Below are 13,973 nucleotides of genomic sequence, written 5' to 3'. Positions count from 1 at the left end.
GCCCATCCGCCCATCCGCCCATCCGCCGACAAGGAGCGCACGATGTCGTACTTCGAGAACATGCGGTACCCGGAGCCCCGCTACCACGGCGACAAGGGCGAGGTGAGCGCGTCCTTCCGGTCGGCCGACACACCACCGGAGGTGACCTCGCCCGGCGGGTCCACCAGCTACCTCGCCACACAGGAGTCGACCGGAGGTGAATTCGGGCTCTACAAGGGCGTGTTGGGGCCGCGCTCCGCCGGGGCGAAGGAGCACTTCCACCGAGCGATGTCGGAGTCGTTCTACGTCCTGTCCGGCGAACTCGAACTCTACGACGGCGAGAAGTGGACGACGGGCCGCGAGGGGGACTTCCTGTACGTCCCGGCTGGCGGTCTGCACGCCTTCAGGAACGTGACCGACGACCCGGTGTCGATGCTCATGCTCTTCGCTCCCGGCGCTCCGCGCGAGGAGTACTTCGAGCGGGTCGCCGAGATGTCGCAGCGCGGCCCCGATGAGCTCAAGGAGTTCCGCGTCCGGCACGACAGCTATTTCGTGGAGGACTTCGACTTCGGGTCGGGAACGGCGACGTAGCGTCGCCGCTCCTCACCGGCCGGTCATCCAGGGCCTCACGACCTCCCGCCCGCAGGACCTTGGTCCCGGTTTGCCCGTCTCGACCCGGGCAGGACGCCCGTGTCCAGCCGTCCAGTGGAAGCGACACAGCATGCTCGCCAGCGATCCGAACGTCTCCGCCGACCGTCTCGCCGACCTCGCCGTCGCCGCCTTCACCCGCGAGGTGTTCCTGACGCCGAAGCCGGGGCTACCGGACTGCCGGACCGCGCAGAGCCCCGCCAACACCGTGTTCTCCTCCCTCGTCGACGCGGGTGTCGCACTGCACGGTTCGTTCCACGCCGCCGCGCGCGCCGGGGGCGATCTGGAGCGGCTCGCGCAGGCCTGCGCCGACGCGCAGCGCCAGGTGCCCTACGTCGCCTCGCTCAACGGCCTCGACGTCGCCGCCCGCTCGCTGTGCCTGCTGGCGGCGGCCTGGGCGCAGGGCGCGGAGAGCGCCGACGACGCCTGCCGCCGCGCCCTGGAACTCGACGCGCGGGTCGAGCCCACCGGGGACTTCCGCGACGGGTATCGCGCTCTTCCCGTCGAGGAGAAGCGGCGCCATCTCACGACCGCCCTCGCCGCCCTGCCGGGCCTGCGCTCGGCGCGGGCGCGCGGCGTCCCCGAGGAGACCGCGCAGCTCGACGCGCTCCTCACGCTGATCGCGTCCGTCGACGACGTCCGCGTCGCGCAGGAGAAGGGCCCGCTGGCCGTCCGCCTGATCCGGCAGGACGCCGCCGCCGTCCTGGCCGCGGGCGGCTCAGGGACCGACGAGGGCCGCCGGCTGCTGTCCGAGCTCGACGAGGAGATGATCCACTACGGGATCTGCCCGGCGGCCAGCGGCGCCCTGCTCACGGTGCTGCTCTTCCTGGACTCGGTGATCGAGCGCCCGCTGTCGGTCGCCGCCTGAACGGCGCACGGCGGGTGGCGCGCCACCGTGTGGCGTAGGCGGACTGGCCCGCACCGGCCCGGCCACCGAGGCTGATGGGCACCGGCCACGTCGCGCACAGGAGGCACTCCCCCGTATGGACGCCACCTCAGCGGTGCCCGACGCCCGCACCCACCTGGCGCTCCGGTCGATCAGGGAGCTGCTGGCGGCCCAGCGGCGGCGGATCAGGCAGTACACCGAGTCGTACCAGGACCCCGGCCGGCCCCAGGGCGCGCCGACCACCACCGTCTCGTCCTCGACGCTGCCGCCCGCGCCCTCCAGCCGGGAGGTCCTCGACGCCCTGCCCACGCCCGCGCTCCTGGTCGCCCCGCTCCTGGACGACGACGGCCGCGTCCAGGACGCCCTCTACGTCGCCCAGAACGCGGCGGCCCGCACCTATGCCGCCGAGCGTCTCCCGCACGGCAGCCTGCCGCGCTGGGAGGGCCCGGTGTCGCTGTTCGAGCGGTTCCCCTCGCTGACCGGGACGCCGCTGCCCGACATGCTGGCCGGCGCGCTGGGCGAGCGCGCCCCGCAGGGGCCCACGCTGATCGAATGGGTCGTGAACACGACGAACGGACCGGCGCGGATCAACGACCACGTCCGTGTCGCGCCGTGCGGCGAGCACCTCCTGATCACCTGGGAGCGCGGCCACCGCCTGCACATGGCGGCCGCCGCCCAGCAGCTGGTGCGCACCTGCTGGGCGGAGTGGAACCTGGCCGACGGCGGGGTCGACCCGTCCCGCGGCTTCCGCCGGGTGCTGGGCCTCGACGGCCACGCGGACGTCCCCACCCTGTCCGAACTGGCGGCGGCCGTGACCCCGGAGAGCCTGCCCGAGCTGTACCGGACGCTGTACGACGTCATCCTGCGCAAACGCACGGGCATCTGTGAGCTGCGCCTGAACGGAGCCGGGTCCCGGGTGGTCCGGATGACCGCCGAACCCGTGCGGATCGCCCCCGGCGGCCTGGTGTGGGCGCTGCGCGCCGTGCTCACCGATGTGACCGCCGAACGGCGCCGCCGTGCGACGGCCGAGCACGCGGAACGCGAGGCGCGGCGCCAGCGCGAGCGCGCCGAGGCCGTCGCCGAGGTCGCCGGTGTCCTGCGCGAGGCGGTCCTCCCCCACTTCCAGGGCGAACTGGCCGCCTCGGGCCTCGATGCCACCGCCGTGTACCGGCCCGATGCCCGGGAGGCCGGGGTCGGTGGCGACTGGTACAAGGCGCGCAGGCTCCCCGGCGGCCGCCTCCTCGTCGCGCTCGGCGACGCCCGCGGGCACGGCCTGGCCGCGGTCACCCTCATGGCGAAACTCCGCTACGCGCTGGCGGGCCTCGCCTACACCGAACAGCGCGTCGAGCAACTCACCCAGTGGCTCAACGAGTTGGCCTGCGCCGACGGCGCCGAGTCCACCGCGACCGCGATCATCGCCAGCTACCACCCGGAGCAGGGGCTGCTGCGCTGGACCTGCGCGGGCCACCCGCGCCCCGTCCTCGTACGGGACGGGGTCGCCAGCCAACTGCCGGACCCCGAGGGCGGACCCGGTCCACCGCTGGGCGTCCTGTCGGGGGTGCGGTACACGGCGGCGGACGCGGCGCTGCGCATGGGTGACATCGTCCTGATGTACTCCGACGGACTGACCGAGCGCCGCGACAGCGACCCCGACCTCGACACGCAACGCTTTCTCGACGCGGCGAAGCGGTGCCTGCGCGGCGACGCCCCCGCCACGGGGCACGAGGCGCTCAACGCGTACGCCGAGCGCATCGTCGGCGAACTCGACGGACCGCACCGCTCCGATGATGCGACACTCCTCGTCCTGCGGCGCACCTCGACGCCGCCCCCGGCTCCTTAACGACCGATCAGCACCTCCGTCCGCGGGGACGGCGGACCCGGCCGGAACAACCCCGTTTCACGCCGCGGGGGTTGTCGTGGGACCGCGGGCCTCTTAACGTTCGATCAGTCCTGGATCGGGTCCCCGCACAGACCGCCACGGTCGGGGTGACCCGGGCCGTCCGGCAGCCGTCGACGGGAGCCCCGTGTCCTTCGTGCCCGACGCAACTGACGCATCCGGTCCCCCCGCACCGCCCGCCCCCTCGCCCGACGTGTCCCTGCGGGCCGGGCGCCGCCTCTCGCTCGCCCACCAACTGGCGCGCCAGGCCCGGCGTACGCCCACCGCCCCGGCCCTGCGCCACCGGGACCGGGAGATCACGTACGCGGTCCTCGACGCGCGCGTGAACCGGCTCGCGCGCGCCTACGCCGCGCGGGGCGTAGGACCCGGCGACCGGGTCGCCGCGCTGACCACCAACCGGATGGAGACGGTGGAGGTCTGGTTCGCCGCGCTGCGGCTCGGCGCGATCGCCGTGCCGATCAACTTCCGTCTGGTGCCCGCCGAAGTCGCGCACGTCCTCCGCGACTGCGCGCCGACCGTCTTCGTGGTCGACGCGCCGCTGACACGACTCGGCCTGGAGGCGCGGCGCCTTGCCGGCTCCGACTGCCGGGTGCTGCACCTCGGGGACGGCGAGGCCCCGGACGGCACCGAAAGCCTCACCACGGTGCGTGACGCGTACGACGACGGGCCCGTCGAGGGCGACGTCGACGAGAACGACCCGGCGTTCCTGATGTACACCTCGGGCACCACCGGCCGTTCCAAGGGCGCCGTGCTCAGCCACCTCAACCTGGTCGTGAACACCCTGCACATGGTGGAGGTGCAGCCGCCGAAGCCCACCGACCGGGGCCTGTTGAACATTCCGATGTTCCACATCGCGGGCGTCGACTCGATCGTCGCCTCCATGCTCTACGGCACCTGCACGGTCATCGGCGCCACCGTCGGCTTCGACGCCGCCGAGACGGTCGACCTGCTGGAGCGGGAGCGGATCACCGGCTGCTTCCTGGTGCCCAGCCAGTGGAAGGCGATCTGCGAGGTGCCCGGCATCCGGGACCGCAAGCTCGTCCTGAACAGCCTGAGTTGGGGCGCGTCGGCCGCCCCGCCCTCCGTCCTGAAGGCGATGAACGACACGTTCCCCGGCGTCGTCATCAGGAGCGCCTTCGGCCAGACGGAGATGGCCTCGGTGACCTGTTACCTCGACGGCGAGGACGCGGTGCGCAAGCTCGGCTCCGTCGGCAAGCCGGTGCGACACGTCGACGCGCGGATCGTGGACGAGGAGATGCGGGACGTGCCGGTGGGCGAGGTCGGCGAGATCGTCTACCGCGGCGGCAACCTCATGCTGGGCTACTGGAACAATCCAGAGGCCACCGCCGCGGCCTTCGAGGGCGGCTGGTTCCACTCCGGCGACCTGTGCCGCATGGACGACGAGGGCTACATCTACGTCGTCGACCGCAAGAAGGACATGATCATCTCGGGCGGCGAGAACATCTACTCCGCCGAGGTCGAGGCCGTCATCGACCAGCACCCCAAGGTCGCCGAGGTGGCCGTCGTGGGCGTGCCGCACCCCGAGTGGGTGGAGACCCCGCGCGCGTACGTCGTGCCGAGGGACCCCGCCGACCCGCCCACCGAGGCCGACATCATCGACCACTGCCGCGAACTGCTCGCCTCGTACAAGAAGCCGACCTCGGTCGTCGTCATCGAGGCGCTCCCGCGCAACGCCGCCGGGAAGGTCCTCAAGGTGCGGCTGCGCGAGGCCGCCCGCGACTGACAGGACTCCCCCGACGCCTCCGACCGAACGGATCCGCATGCCTGACGCGACACACCACGACCTGACGGAACTGCGCGCCCGGATGGCCGCGTTCATCAACGACGAGGTGATCCCCGCCGAGAAGGTGCTCGGCGGCCGCACCCCCGAGGCCCGCGCCACGCTCGCCGCGCTCCAGGAGCGGGCGAAGAAGCTGGACCTGTGGATCCTCGGCCACCCGGCCGAACTCGGCGGCAAGGGACTGCCGTTGTACGACTTCGCGCTGGTCAACGAGATCATCGGGCGTTCCGAGTACGGCCAGCTCGCCGTCGGAACGTACACCATGCAGGACTCGATCATGCTCGATCTCTACGCCTCCCGGGCGCAGCGCGAGCGCTGGCTCACGCCGCTGGTCAACGCCGAGATCAGCCCGAGCGTCGGGCTCACCGAACCGGAGGTGGCCGGCTCCGACCCCACCCGGATCGCGACGACCGCGGTGCTCGACGGCGACGAGTGGGTGCTCAACGGCCACAAGTGGTTCACCACCGGGGCCAGCCGGGCCGCGTTCACCACGGTCTTCGCCCGTACCGACGAGGACGCCGCGAGCCCGCACGCCGCCGTGTCCGCGATCATCGTCCCGGCCGGCACCCCGGGCCTGGAGATCTCCCGCGTCCTGGAGACGATGGGCGACACCGAGGGCGACCACTGCGAACTGCGCCTGACCGACGTCCGGGTCCCCGCCGACCATCTCCTCGGCGAGCGCGGCCAGGGATTCACCATCGCGCAACGCCGCCTCGGGCCCGGCCGCATCTTCCACTGCATGCGCTGGCTCGGACAGGCCCAGCGCGCTTTCGAGTTGATGGTCGAGCGCGCCAACACCCGTTACGCACATGGCTCTTTGCTCGCCGAGAAGGGCGAGATCCGGCGCTACATCGCCGAGTCGGCCGCCGAGATCCAGGCCGCCCGCCTGATGACCCTTGACGCGGCGCGCCGCTACGACCAGGACGGGCAGGCCCGCCTGGAGATCAGCATGGTGAAGTTCTGGGGCGCGCAGGTGCTGCACAACGTCGTCGACCGCGCCATCCAGGTGCACGGCGCGCTCGGTGTCACCGCCGACACCCCGCTGGAGGCCATGTACCGGCGCGCCCGCTACGCCCGCATCTACGACGGGCCCGACGAGGTGCACCGCATGGTCGTCGCGCGCAAACTGCTCGCCGACGTCGACAGGGCGCCGTGGGCGGGGCTGCCCGCGTGAGCGATCCGCTGCGGGAGGAACTGCGGGACCGGCTGGCCGGGTTGTGGGGCGGCCCCGTGACCGTCGAGGGCTGGCGGCGCCTTTCCGGCGGCGCCAGCCGGGACACCTTCTCCCTCGACGCCACGGCACCCGACGGCACCTCGCACCCCCTGATCCTGCGCTGCGACCCACCGGTCAGGCCGGACCCCGAGGTGATGGCGCGGGAGGCCGCGGCCCTCGCGGCAGCGGCCGACGCGGGGGTGCCCGTGCCCCGACTCGTCGACCACGGCACGGTCCTCGGGCGCGCCCACCTGCTCATGGAGCGGGTCGGGGGCGAGACGATCCCGCGCCGCCTGCTGCGCGACGAGCGGTTCGCGGCGGTGCGCCCGAAGCTGGCGCGCGACCTCGGGCGGATCCTCGCGCGCATCCACGCGATCCCGGCCGCGTCCGTCCCGGGCCTGCCCGAGCCCGACCCGCTGGACCACCTCACCGCCCTCTACCGCCAGTTCGACGAGCCGCGCCCGGCCCTGGAACTGGGCTTGCGCCGGCTCGCCGAGCACCGCCCGCCGACCACTCACCCGGCCCGCGTGGTGCACGGCGACTTCCGCAACGGCAACCTCATGGTCGACGGGACGGGCGTGCGCGCCGTCCTCGACTGGGAGCTCGCCCACCTCGGCGATCCGGTCGAGGACCTGGGCTGGCTGTGCGTGAAGGCCTGGCGGTTCGGCGCGGCCGAGCCGGTGGGCGGTTTCGGCCCGCGCGAGGAGCTGCTCGCCGGGTACGCCGAGATCGCCGGGACCCGTCCGGGCGAGGACGAACTGCACTGGTGGGAGGTGTACGGCACGCTCCGCTGGGCGGTGCTGTGCCGGATGCAGGCCGAGCGCTTCCTGTCCGGCGCCGAACAGTCCGTCGAGTACGCCGTCCTCGGCCGCAAGGTCTGCGAGCAGGAGTACGACGTGCTGCTCGCGCTCGGCGTCGCCGACCCCCGCACCGTGCCCGATGTCCTCGCCGGCCGCGACGACACCGCCGCCGCTTCCCCGCACGACCGGCCCGGCGCCGACGCGCTGCTGCGTTCCGTGCAGTCCTTCCTCACCGAGGAGGCGGCGGGCGATCAGCGGCTGCGGTTCCTGTCGAAGGTGGCGGCGAACGCCGTGGCCGTCGCCCGCCGCGAGGCGCTGCTCGCACCGTCCCAGGCCGAGGCCCACGCCCGCCGCCTGGCCGCGCTCGGCCTCGCCGACGACCGCGCCCTCGCCGAGGCCGTCCGCGACGGCACGGCGGAGCCCGGCGATCCGGCCGTCCTCGAAGCCGTACGAGGCGGTGTCACGGACCGCCTCGCGGTCGCCAACCCGGCGTACGCGGCGCAACCGGCACGGTGACCGCCACCCCCGAACCCGTAGGAACAAGAACCGAGGGAGCACGCGCATGACCAGCACAGAGGCCGCAGGCGAGGCACCCCAGCGGGTGACGGTCACCGTGACCGACGGCGTCGCCGACGTCCGGCTCAACCGGCCCGACAAGCGCAACGCCCTGGACCCGGCCATGTTCGAGGCGCTCGTCGCCACGGGCGAGCGGCTGAAAACCGAGGAGGGCGTCCGGTGCGTGGTGCTGTCCGGTGCGGGGCCGGACTTCTGCGCCGGGCTCGACTTCACCTCCTTCGAGGCGATGCGGGACGGAGAGCGGCTGTCCGGGCTCGCCGCGCTGCCGCCGTCGGACGGTCCCGCGCAGGCGGCCGGGCAGCGCGCCGCCTACGTGTGGGCGGAGCTGCCGATGCCGGTGATCGCCGCGCTGCGCGGCAACGCGCTCGGCGGTGGGCTCCAGGTCGCGCTCGGCGCCGACATCCGCATCGTGGCGCCGGATGCCCGCCTCAGCGTGTTCGAGGTGGCGTGGGGGCTCGTCCCCGACATGACCGGCACGCAACTGCTGCCGGAGCTCGTCGGCCGCGACGTGGCGAAGGAACTGACCTTCACCGCCCGGATCGTGGGCGGTGAAGAGGCCGCGCGCATCGGCCTGGCCACGTACACGGCGGACGATCCGCTGGCCGCCGCGCTGGAGACGGCGGCCCGGATCGCGGCACAGAGCCCGCACGCCGTCCGCGCGTCCAAACGGCTCCTCGACCTCGCGGGCCGCACCGACCTGGCGACCGGCTTCGCCGAGGAGCAGAAGGAGATCGGCGCACTGATCGGCAGCCCGAACCAGGTCGAGGCGGTGGCGGCCCGCTTCGGAAAACGGGCGCCCCGCTTCACGGACATCTGACACTTTCCCGTACGGCACAGAGAGCTTGAGGACCCACGCATGAGCGACGCCCAACAGGCCCCCACGGAAACCGACTTCACGGAGATCCGGTACCGGGTCGCCGACCACATCGCCACCATTACCCTGCACCGGCCCGAGCGCCTGAACGCCTTCACGCACACCATGGCCGCCGAACTCATCGCCGCGTTCGATGCCACCGACGCCGACGACGACGTGCGGGCCGTGGTCCTGACCGGTTCGGGGCGCGGCTTCTGCGCGGGCGCGGACCTGGCGGGCGGCGCCGCCACGTTCGACCACGAGGCCGTGGGCCGGGCCGGCGGGCGCACGGACTTCGGCACCATCGACGGGATCCCGCGCGACGGCGGCGGGTGTGTGGCGCTGCGCATCGCCGCGAGCGTGAAACCGGTCGTCGTGGCGGTCAACGGCCCCGCGGTGGGCGTCGGTTCGACGATGACGTTGCCCGCCGACGTCCGGATCGCCGCCGAGTCGGCCCGTTTCGGCTTCGTCTTCGCGCGCCGAGGACTGGTGCCGGAGGCGGCGTCGAGCTGGTTCCTGCCACGGGTCGTGGGGATCTCGCAGGCGATGGAGTGGGTGGCGACGGGCCGGCTCTTCGACGCGGCGGAGGCCCTCGCCGGACGCCTGGTCTCGCGCGTGGTCCCCGACGAGCACCTCCTGCCGACCGCGTACGCGCTGGCCGCCGAGATCGCCGAGAACACCTCCGCCGTCTCGGTCGCCCACTCGCGCCGCCTGATGTGGTCGATGCTCGGCGCCGCCTCGCCGTGGGACGCGCACCGCTTCGACTCGGCGGCCATGTACAAGCTCGGCCAGGGCCCGGACGCCGCCGAGGGCGTCATGTCCTTCCTGGAGAAGCGCCCGGCGAAGTTCCCGGCAACCCTCGCCGACCACGAGAACACCCTCCCGTCATGGCCCGAGCCACCGCAGGACGTCCGATGAGCGCGGCCGGCCGCGGCCGGCTCCCTCAGTACCGCTTCAGCTGCCCGGGCCGCTCAAAGTAGAAGCCTCTCGCCCCCTGCCGACCAGCAGAGTCGGCCGGCAGGGGCCGGGTGGGCCCCGCTCCACCAGCCTGCGGCCGTCGACGACGCGCTTCCCGTCGAACCGGCGGCCCGTGAAGCCGAACACATGGGTTCCCCGGCCAAGACCCAAGAGGCCCACGACGACCTGCGTGGCCGCGAGAGGCGGCCCGTCGGCCAGGAGAGGGACGGACAACAAGAGGTTCGTCTTCTCCCTCGCCGAAGGGCCGGCCCACAGCGCGACCGTCACCCTCGCCCCGTCGAGGTCCGGGATGCACCCGCGCACGTAGTACCGCTTCGCCACCGGCGCCGTCGTGTAGTGCCACAGCTCGGCCGCGACGACTCGCTGGAGGCGATCCAGGGCATCCGCCGGGACGGCCGCATGTTGACCCGTGACCGGCACTTCGTCACCCCTCGATGTCAGGCAGTGCGGCGCTGCCCATTACGGACGGCCCAGCGCCTCCACCGCCTCGTACGCCGCCTCGCTCTGCCGCAGCACCTGCCGCTCCAGTTCCTCGACCGGCAGTTCGTTCTCGCCCATCACGCCCGCCGCGAAACGGGCCGCGACGCCGGCGCCGATGCACGCCGAGCGCCAGCGGGAGAACGCCACGTAGTACGGCAGGTGCGAGACGTCGAGGCCGGAGGCCTTCGCGTAGGCGTCGATCAGGTCGGTGCGGGTGCAGAAGCCGGGGGCCGCGCTCGGGCCCGCTGTCGTGGGCGGGACCGTGTCGCCCGGTTGTTCCCAGGTGGAGACGAGCCAGCCGAGGTCCGCCAAGGGGTCGCCCAGCGTGGCCAGTTCCCAGTCGAAGACGGCGACCACCGTGCCGTCGGGGGCGAAGGAGAGGTTGCCCGGGCGGAAGTCGCCGTGGACGATGCCCGTCGACTGCGGGGGTACGTCGGCGAGCAGCGCGTCGTGGACCGTGTCGAGGAGCGTCAGGTCGGGGGCGCCGGAGCGGTGCACCTGGCGCTGCCAGCGGTGCAGTTGGCGTTCGACGTAGCCGCGCGGGCGCGCCATGTCACCGAGGCCGACGTCGGCGGGGTCGAGGCGGTGCAGCGCCGCGAGCACCTCCACCAGGCTCGCGCCCGCCCGGCGCCGCGCGTCCTGCGGCCAGTCCGCGACGGCGTCCCGGTCCGCGCCCACGGCGCCCTCGACGAAGTCCATGACGTAGAACTCCGCCCCGCTCACCGCGGTGTCGGCGCAGTAGGCGAGCGGTTCGGGCACCGGCACCTCGGTGGGCGCCAGGGCTGTCAGGAAGCGCCATTCGCGGCTCATGTCGTGTGCCGTGCTGAGGACTCCGCCGGTGGGCGGCCTGCGCAGCGCCCGGACGGTGCCGCTCGCGTCGGTGACCCGGTAGGTGAGGTTGGAGCGGCCTCCGGAGACCAGGTCGAAGGTGAGCGGCGGCGCGATGCCGGGGACGTGTGCGGCGAGCCAGGCGTCGACCGCGGGTCCGACGCCGCTCGTCATGCCGGTCCCGGCTGGGCGTAGCGTGCCTTGAGTCTTCCCTTGACCAGCTTGCCGGTCGGCGTGCGCGGGAGTTCGTCCACGAAGTCGACGCTGCGGGGCGCCTTGTAGTGGGCGATGCGCTCGCGTACGTAGGCGATCAGGCGCTCCTCCAGGTCGGGGCCCGGTGTCACGCCCGGCGCGGGCTGTGCCACCGCCTTGACCGCTTCTCCCATCTCCGGGTCGGGGACGCCGATCACCGCGACGTCGGTGAGGTCGGGGTGGAGGGCGAGGACGTTCTCGATCTCCTGCGGGTAGATGTTCACCCCACCAGAGATGATCATGAAAGTGCGGCGGTCGGTGAGGAAGAGGTAGCCGTCCTCGTCGAGGTGGCCGACGTCGCCGAGCGTCACCCAGTCCGCGTGCTCCGGGTGCTGGGCGCCCTTGGTCTTGTCGGGGTCGCCGAGGTACTCGAAGGTGCCGTCGCCCTCGCGCGCGAAGTAGACCGTGCCGGTCTCCCCCGCCGGCAGCACGCGCCCCTCGTCGTCGCAGATCCTCGGCTGTCCGAGGATGGGCCGGCCGACCGAACCCGGTTTCGTGAGCCACTCCTCGGAGGTGATCAGTGTCATGCCGATGCCCTCGGTCGCGGAGTAGTACTCGTACAGCTTCGGACCCCACCAGTCGATCATCGCGCGCTTGACGTCCGGCGGGCACGGCGCGGCGGCGTGCACGACGACCTTGTGGCTGGAGAGGTCGTAGGCGGTGCGGACCTTCTCGGGCAGCCGCAGCAGGCGGATGAAGTGGGTCGGCACCCACTGGCTGTGCGTGATGCGATAGCGCTCGATGGCGCGCAGCGCGTCCTCGGGGTCGAAGCGCTCCATCATGACGACCGTGCCGCCGAGCGCGTGCACGGAGGCGCCGTAGCGCAGCGGCGCCGCGTGGTAGACGGGCGCGGGCGACAGATACACGGCGTGCTCGTCGAAGCCGTAGAACAGGCGCAGGAGTTCGACGAGCGTGTCGCCCGGCTCGCCGACCTGGCGGTCCGGGAGCTCGGGGCGGATTCCTTTGGGGCGGCCGGTGGTTCCGGAGGAGTAGAGCAGGTCGGCGCCGCGCGGCTGGTCGGCGGGCGGCTCGGCGGACGCCCCGGCGAGCGCGGCCGCGTAGTCCTCGTACCCGTCGACGCTCCCGCCGTAGGCGAGCCGCACGCGCGCGGTCGCCGGGATCTGCGCCGCGACGTCCCGCGCCAGATCGGCGAGGACGCCCGAGACGACCAGAGCGGCGGCGCCGGAGTCGGCCACGATGTACGCGATCTCGGCCGCGGACAGATGGTGGTTGACGAGGGTGATGTAGAAACCGGAGCGGACCGCCGCCCAGTAGACCTCGTAGGTGTGGATCGAGTTGTCGGTGAGGAGGGCGACCACGTCGCCGCGGCGCAGACCCGCCTCCCGGAACACATGGGCGAGCCGGACGGAGCGTTCGTCCAGCTCCCCGTATGTCAGCTGTTCGCCGGTCGACGCCATGACGACGGCGGGGCGCTGCGGGGACTGGAGCGCGTGGGCACCTGGATACACGGGACGCCTTTCGCATGGACGTGGACGCCGGTGGGTGGCCGTGGACTCTTTCTAAGTCACCCCGCGAGGCGGCAGCAAGACGTAGGACGCGATGAATTGATCGTTCGTTCAGGGCGGGCGGACCTGGTTCAACTCCCGTCGGTCCGCCGGGAATCCGCCGCGGTCCAACGGCGGAAGGCCCGCATGAAGCTCGACGGCTCCGAGTAGCCGAGCCGGTGCGCCAGCTCGGCGGCGGACAGCCGCTCGTGCCGCAGACCGTCCTGGACGAGGGTGAGCCGCACGTCGTCGAGCAGGCGCCGGTAGGTGGTGCCCTCGGCGGCGAGCTTGCGGCGCAGGGTGCGCGAGGTGATGTTCATGCGGCGGGCGATGTGCTCGATGCCGGGATCGGGGCCACCGCCCGCCAGCAGGCTCCGGCGCACCGTGCGGGCCGCGCCGCTGCCGCTCGCCCGCTGCGCCACGAGGCGCTCGCACAGCTCCTCGCAGATCTGCGCGGTGTGCGGGTTGCCGTGCGGCAGCGGGCTGTCGAGGAAGTCGTGGTCGTAGACGAGGGCCGTGGTCCCGGTGCCGTAGCGCACCGGCGCGTCCAGGACGGTGTCGGACGCGCCGCCCGGCGGCTCGGGGAAGGCGAGGTCGACGCGGCGCAGCGGGACGGCGGGCCCGCCCGCGAACACCTGGCGGCCGAGGACGATATTGGCCGCGCAGTCCCGTTCGACGAGGAAGCGGCGTACGTCGGCGGGGATCCGGCCGCCGTCCATGCGGTGCACGACGCCGCCCGCCGCGTCCACCACCACGCTGTGCCGGGCGAAGCCGAAGGTCAGCGCCGAGTACCGCAGCCCGCAACGGAACATCTCGCGCATCGTCGGGGCACTGAGCAGCGCGTAGCCGAACAGGCCGAACGTGGTGGCGTGGTAGCGGGCCCCGACCTCGATGCCGAGCCCCGGGCGGTCGCCGAGGCCGTGCAGCAGATTGCGGACGACGGCGATCTCCTGGGAGGCCTCGACGAGATGGTGCGGGTCGCCGAGCGCGGCGGCGTCGACGCCCGAGCCCGCGAGGCAGTCGGCCGCGGCCAGTCCGCGTTCCGCGGCGAAGTCGAGCAGCAGGACGACGCCCGATGCGGCGCGCGGGAAGTCCCAGTCGGTGAAGCCCTCGGCGATGACCTCCGGCTGCGCGGCAGCCGTGTCCACCGACACGGTCATGACCGGCCCTCCGTTTCCCGCCGTTCACGTTGCCAACGCCCGTATCCGTCAGGGGAATTCATGACAGCACGGGCTTCTCGGCGGCCACAACCCGGCTGCGTGTCCGAATCTGTCCCG

At 73.0% G+C, this 13,973-nt stretch carries 12 protein-coding genes; 8 read left to right on the top strand and 4 right to left on the bottom strand.

Translation table 11 applies throughout. The annotated features are described in order from the left end of the window. Positions 1 to 42 precede the first annotated feature (42 nt). From ACNYS0_RS40090 to ACNYS0_RS40055, 8 genes are all read left to right on the top strand, one after another. Positions 43 to 570 (top strand): cupin domain-containing protein, encoded by a 528-nt coding sequence (locus ACNYS0_RS40090; RefSeq protein WP_422481384.1) that lies wholly within the window; start codon positions 43 to 45, stop codon positions 568 to 570. Between the two features lie 130 nt (positions 571 to 700). Continuing rightward, the gene (locus ACNYS0_RS40085; protein ID WP_422481382.1) at positions 701 to 1,495 is read left to right on the top strand and encodes a triphosphoribosyl-dephospho-CoA synthase; all 795 of its coding nucleotides are present in this window, start codon (positions 701 to 703) and stop codon (positions 1,493 to 1,495) included. 115 nt (positions 1,496 to 1,610) lie between these two features. Continuing rightward, a complete protein-coding gene (locus tag ACNYS0_RS40080) occupies positions 1,611 to 3,353 on the top strand; it encodes a PP2C family protein-serine/threonine phosphatase (protein ID WP_422481380.1) in 1,743 nt (580 codons plus the stop codon). Between the two features lie 193 nt (positions 3,354 to 3,546). Then, positions 3,547 to 5,154, top strand: coding sequence for an AMP-binding protein (locus ACNYS0_RS40075; RefSeq protein WP_422481378.1), 1,608 nt, complete (start codon positions 3,547 to 3,549; stop codon positions 5,152 to 5,154). Positions 5,155 to 5,191: 37 nt separating this feature from the next. Next, the gene (locus ACNYS0_RS40070) at positions 5,192 to 6,385 is read left to right on the top strand and encodes an acyl-CoA dehydrogenase family protein (protein WP_422481376.1); all 1,194 of its coding nucleotides are present in this window, start codon (positions 5,192 to 5,194) and stop codon (positions 6,383 to 6,385) included. Next, the gene (locus ACNYS0_RS40065) at positions 6,382 to 7,740 is read left to right on the top strand and encodes a phosphotransferase family protein (RefSeq protein ID WP_422481373.1); all 1,359 of its coding nucleotides are present in this window, start codon (positions 6,382 to 6,384) and stop codon (positions 7,738 to 7,740) included. The genes ACNYS0_RS40070 and ACNYS0_RS40065 overlap by 4 nt, the downstream gene beginning before the upstream one ends. A gap of 46 nt (positions 7,741 to 7,786) precedes the next feature. Then, the gene (locus tag ACNYS0_RS40060) at positions 7,787 to 8,617 is read left to right on the top strand and encodes a crotonase/enoyl-CoA hydratase family protein (protein WP_422481371.1); all 831 of its coding nucleotides are present in this window, start codon (positions 7,787 to 7,789) and stop codon (positions 8,615 to 8,617) included. A gap of 39 nt (positions 8,618 to 8,656) precedes the next feature. Continuing rightward, positions 8,657 to 9,571: an enoyl-CoA hydratase-related protein gene (locus tag ACNYS0_RS40055; RefSeq protein ID WP_422481369.1), complete on the top strand. Its 915-nt coding sequence runs from the start codon at positions 8,657 to 8,659 to the stop codon at positions 9,569 to 9,571. A 36-nt stretch (positions 9,572 to 9,607) separates the two neighbouring features. Here the strand turns inward: ACNYS0_RS40055 and ACNYS0_RS40050 are convergent, their stop codons facing one another. From ACNYS0_RS40050 to ACNYS0_RS40035, 4 genes are all read right to left on the bottom strand, one after another. Continuing rightward, the gene (locus tag ACNYS0_RS40050) at positions 9,608 to 10,051 is read right to left on the bottom strand and encodes a hypothetical protein (RefSeq protein WP_422481367.1); all 444 of its coding nucleotides are present in this window, start codon (positions 10,049 to 10,051) and stop codon (positions 9,608 to 9,610) included. A 39-nt stretch (positions 10,052 to 10,090) separates the two neighbouring features. Further along, positions 10,091 to 11,113 (bottom strand): phosphotransferase family protein, encoded by a 1,023-nt coding sequence (locus ACNYS0_RS40045; protein WP_422481365.1) that lies wholly within the window; start codon positions 11,111 to 11,113, stop codon positions 10,091 to 10,093. After that, positions 11,110 to 12,660 carry an acyl-CoA synthetase gene (locus tag ACNYS0_RS40040; RefSeq protein ID WP_422481363.1) on the bottom strand — a complete coding sequence of 517 codons (1,551 nt, stop codon included), beginning with the start codon at positions 12,658 to 12,660 and terminating at the stop codon, positions 11,110 to 11,112. Before ACNYS0_RS40040 ends, ACNYS0_RS40045 begins: the two co-directional genes overlap by 4 nt. A gap of 128 nt (positions 12,661 to 12,788) precedes the next feature. Next, positions 12,789 to 13,856 (bottom strand): AraC family transcriptional regulator, encoded by a 1,068-nt coding sequence (locus ACNYS0_RS40035; protein ID WP_422481361.1) that lies wholly within the window; start codon positions 13,854 to 13,856, stop codon positions 12,789 to 12,791. Positions 13,857 to 13,973 lie beyond the last annotated feature (117 nt).

Origin of the sequence: Streptomyces anthophorae, from assembly GCF_049310305.1 — a bacterium.
In the GTDB taxonomy this organism is placed as follows: Bacteria; Actinomycetota; Actinomycetes; order Streptomycetales; family Streptomycetaceae; genus Streptomyces.
Note: the sequence above shows the minus strand (reverse complement) of the source record. Positions and strands in the feature narration are given on the sequence as shown.

Coding starts and splice junctions, on each gene's coding strand:
- ACNYS0_RS40090 (WP_422481384.1), top strand. CDS start 43: ATGTCGTACTTCGAGAACATGCGGTACCCGGAGCCCCGCTACCACGGC.
- ACNYS0_RS40085 (WP_422481382.1), top strand. CDS start 701: ATGCTCGCCAGCGATCCGAACGTCTCCGCCGACCGTCTCGCCGACCTC.
- ACNYS0_RS40080 (WP_422481380.1), top strand. CDS start 1,611: ATGGACGCCACCTCAGCGGTGCCCGACGCCCGCACCCACCTGGCGCTC.
- ACNYS0_RS40070 (WP_422481376.1), top strand. CDS start 5,192: ATGCCTGACGCGACACACCACGACCTGACGGAACTGCGCGCCCGGATG.
- ACNYS0_RS40060 (WP_422481371.1), top strand. CDS start 7,787: ATGACCAGCACAGAGGCCGCAGGCGAGGCACCCCAGCGGGTGACGGTC.
- ACNYS0_RS40055 (WP_422481369.1), top strand. CDS start 8,657: ATGAGCGACGCCCAACAGGCCCCCACGGAAACCGACTTCACGGAGATC.
- ACNYS0_RS40045 (WP_422481365.1), bottom strand. CDS start 11,113: ATGACGAGCGGCGTCGGACCCGCGGTCGACGCCTGGCTCGCCGCACAC.
- ACNYS0_RS40035 (WP_422481361.1), bottom strand. CDS start 13,856: ATGACCGTGTCGGTGGACACGGCTGCCGCGCAGCCGGAGGTCATCGCC.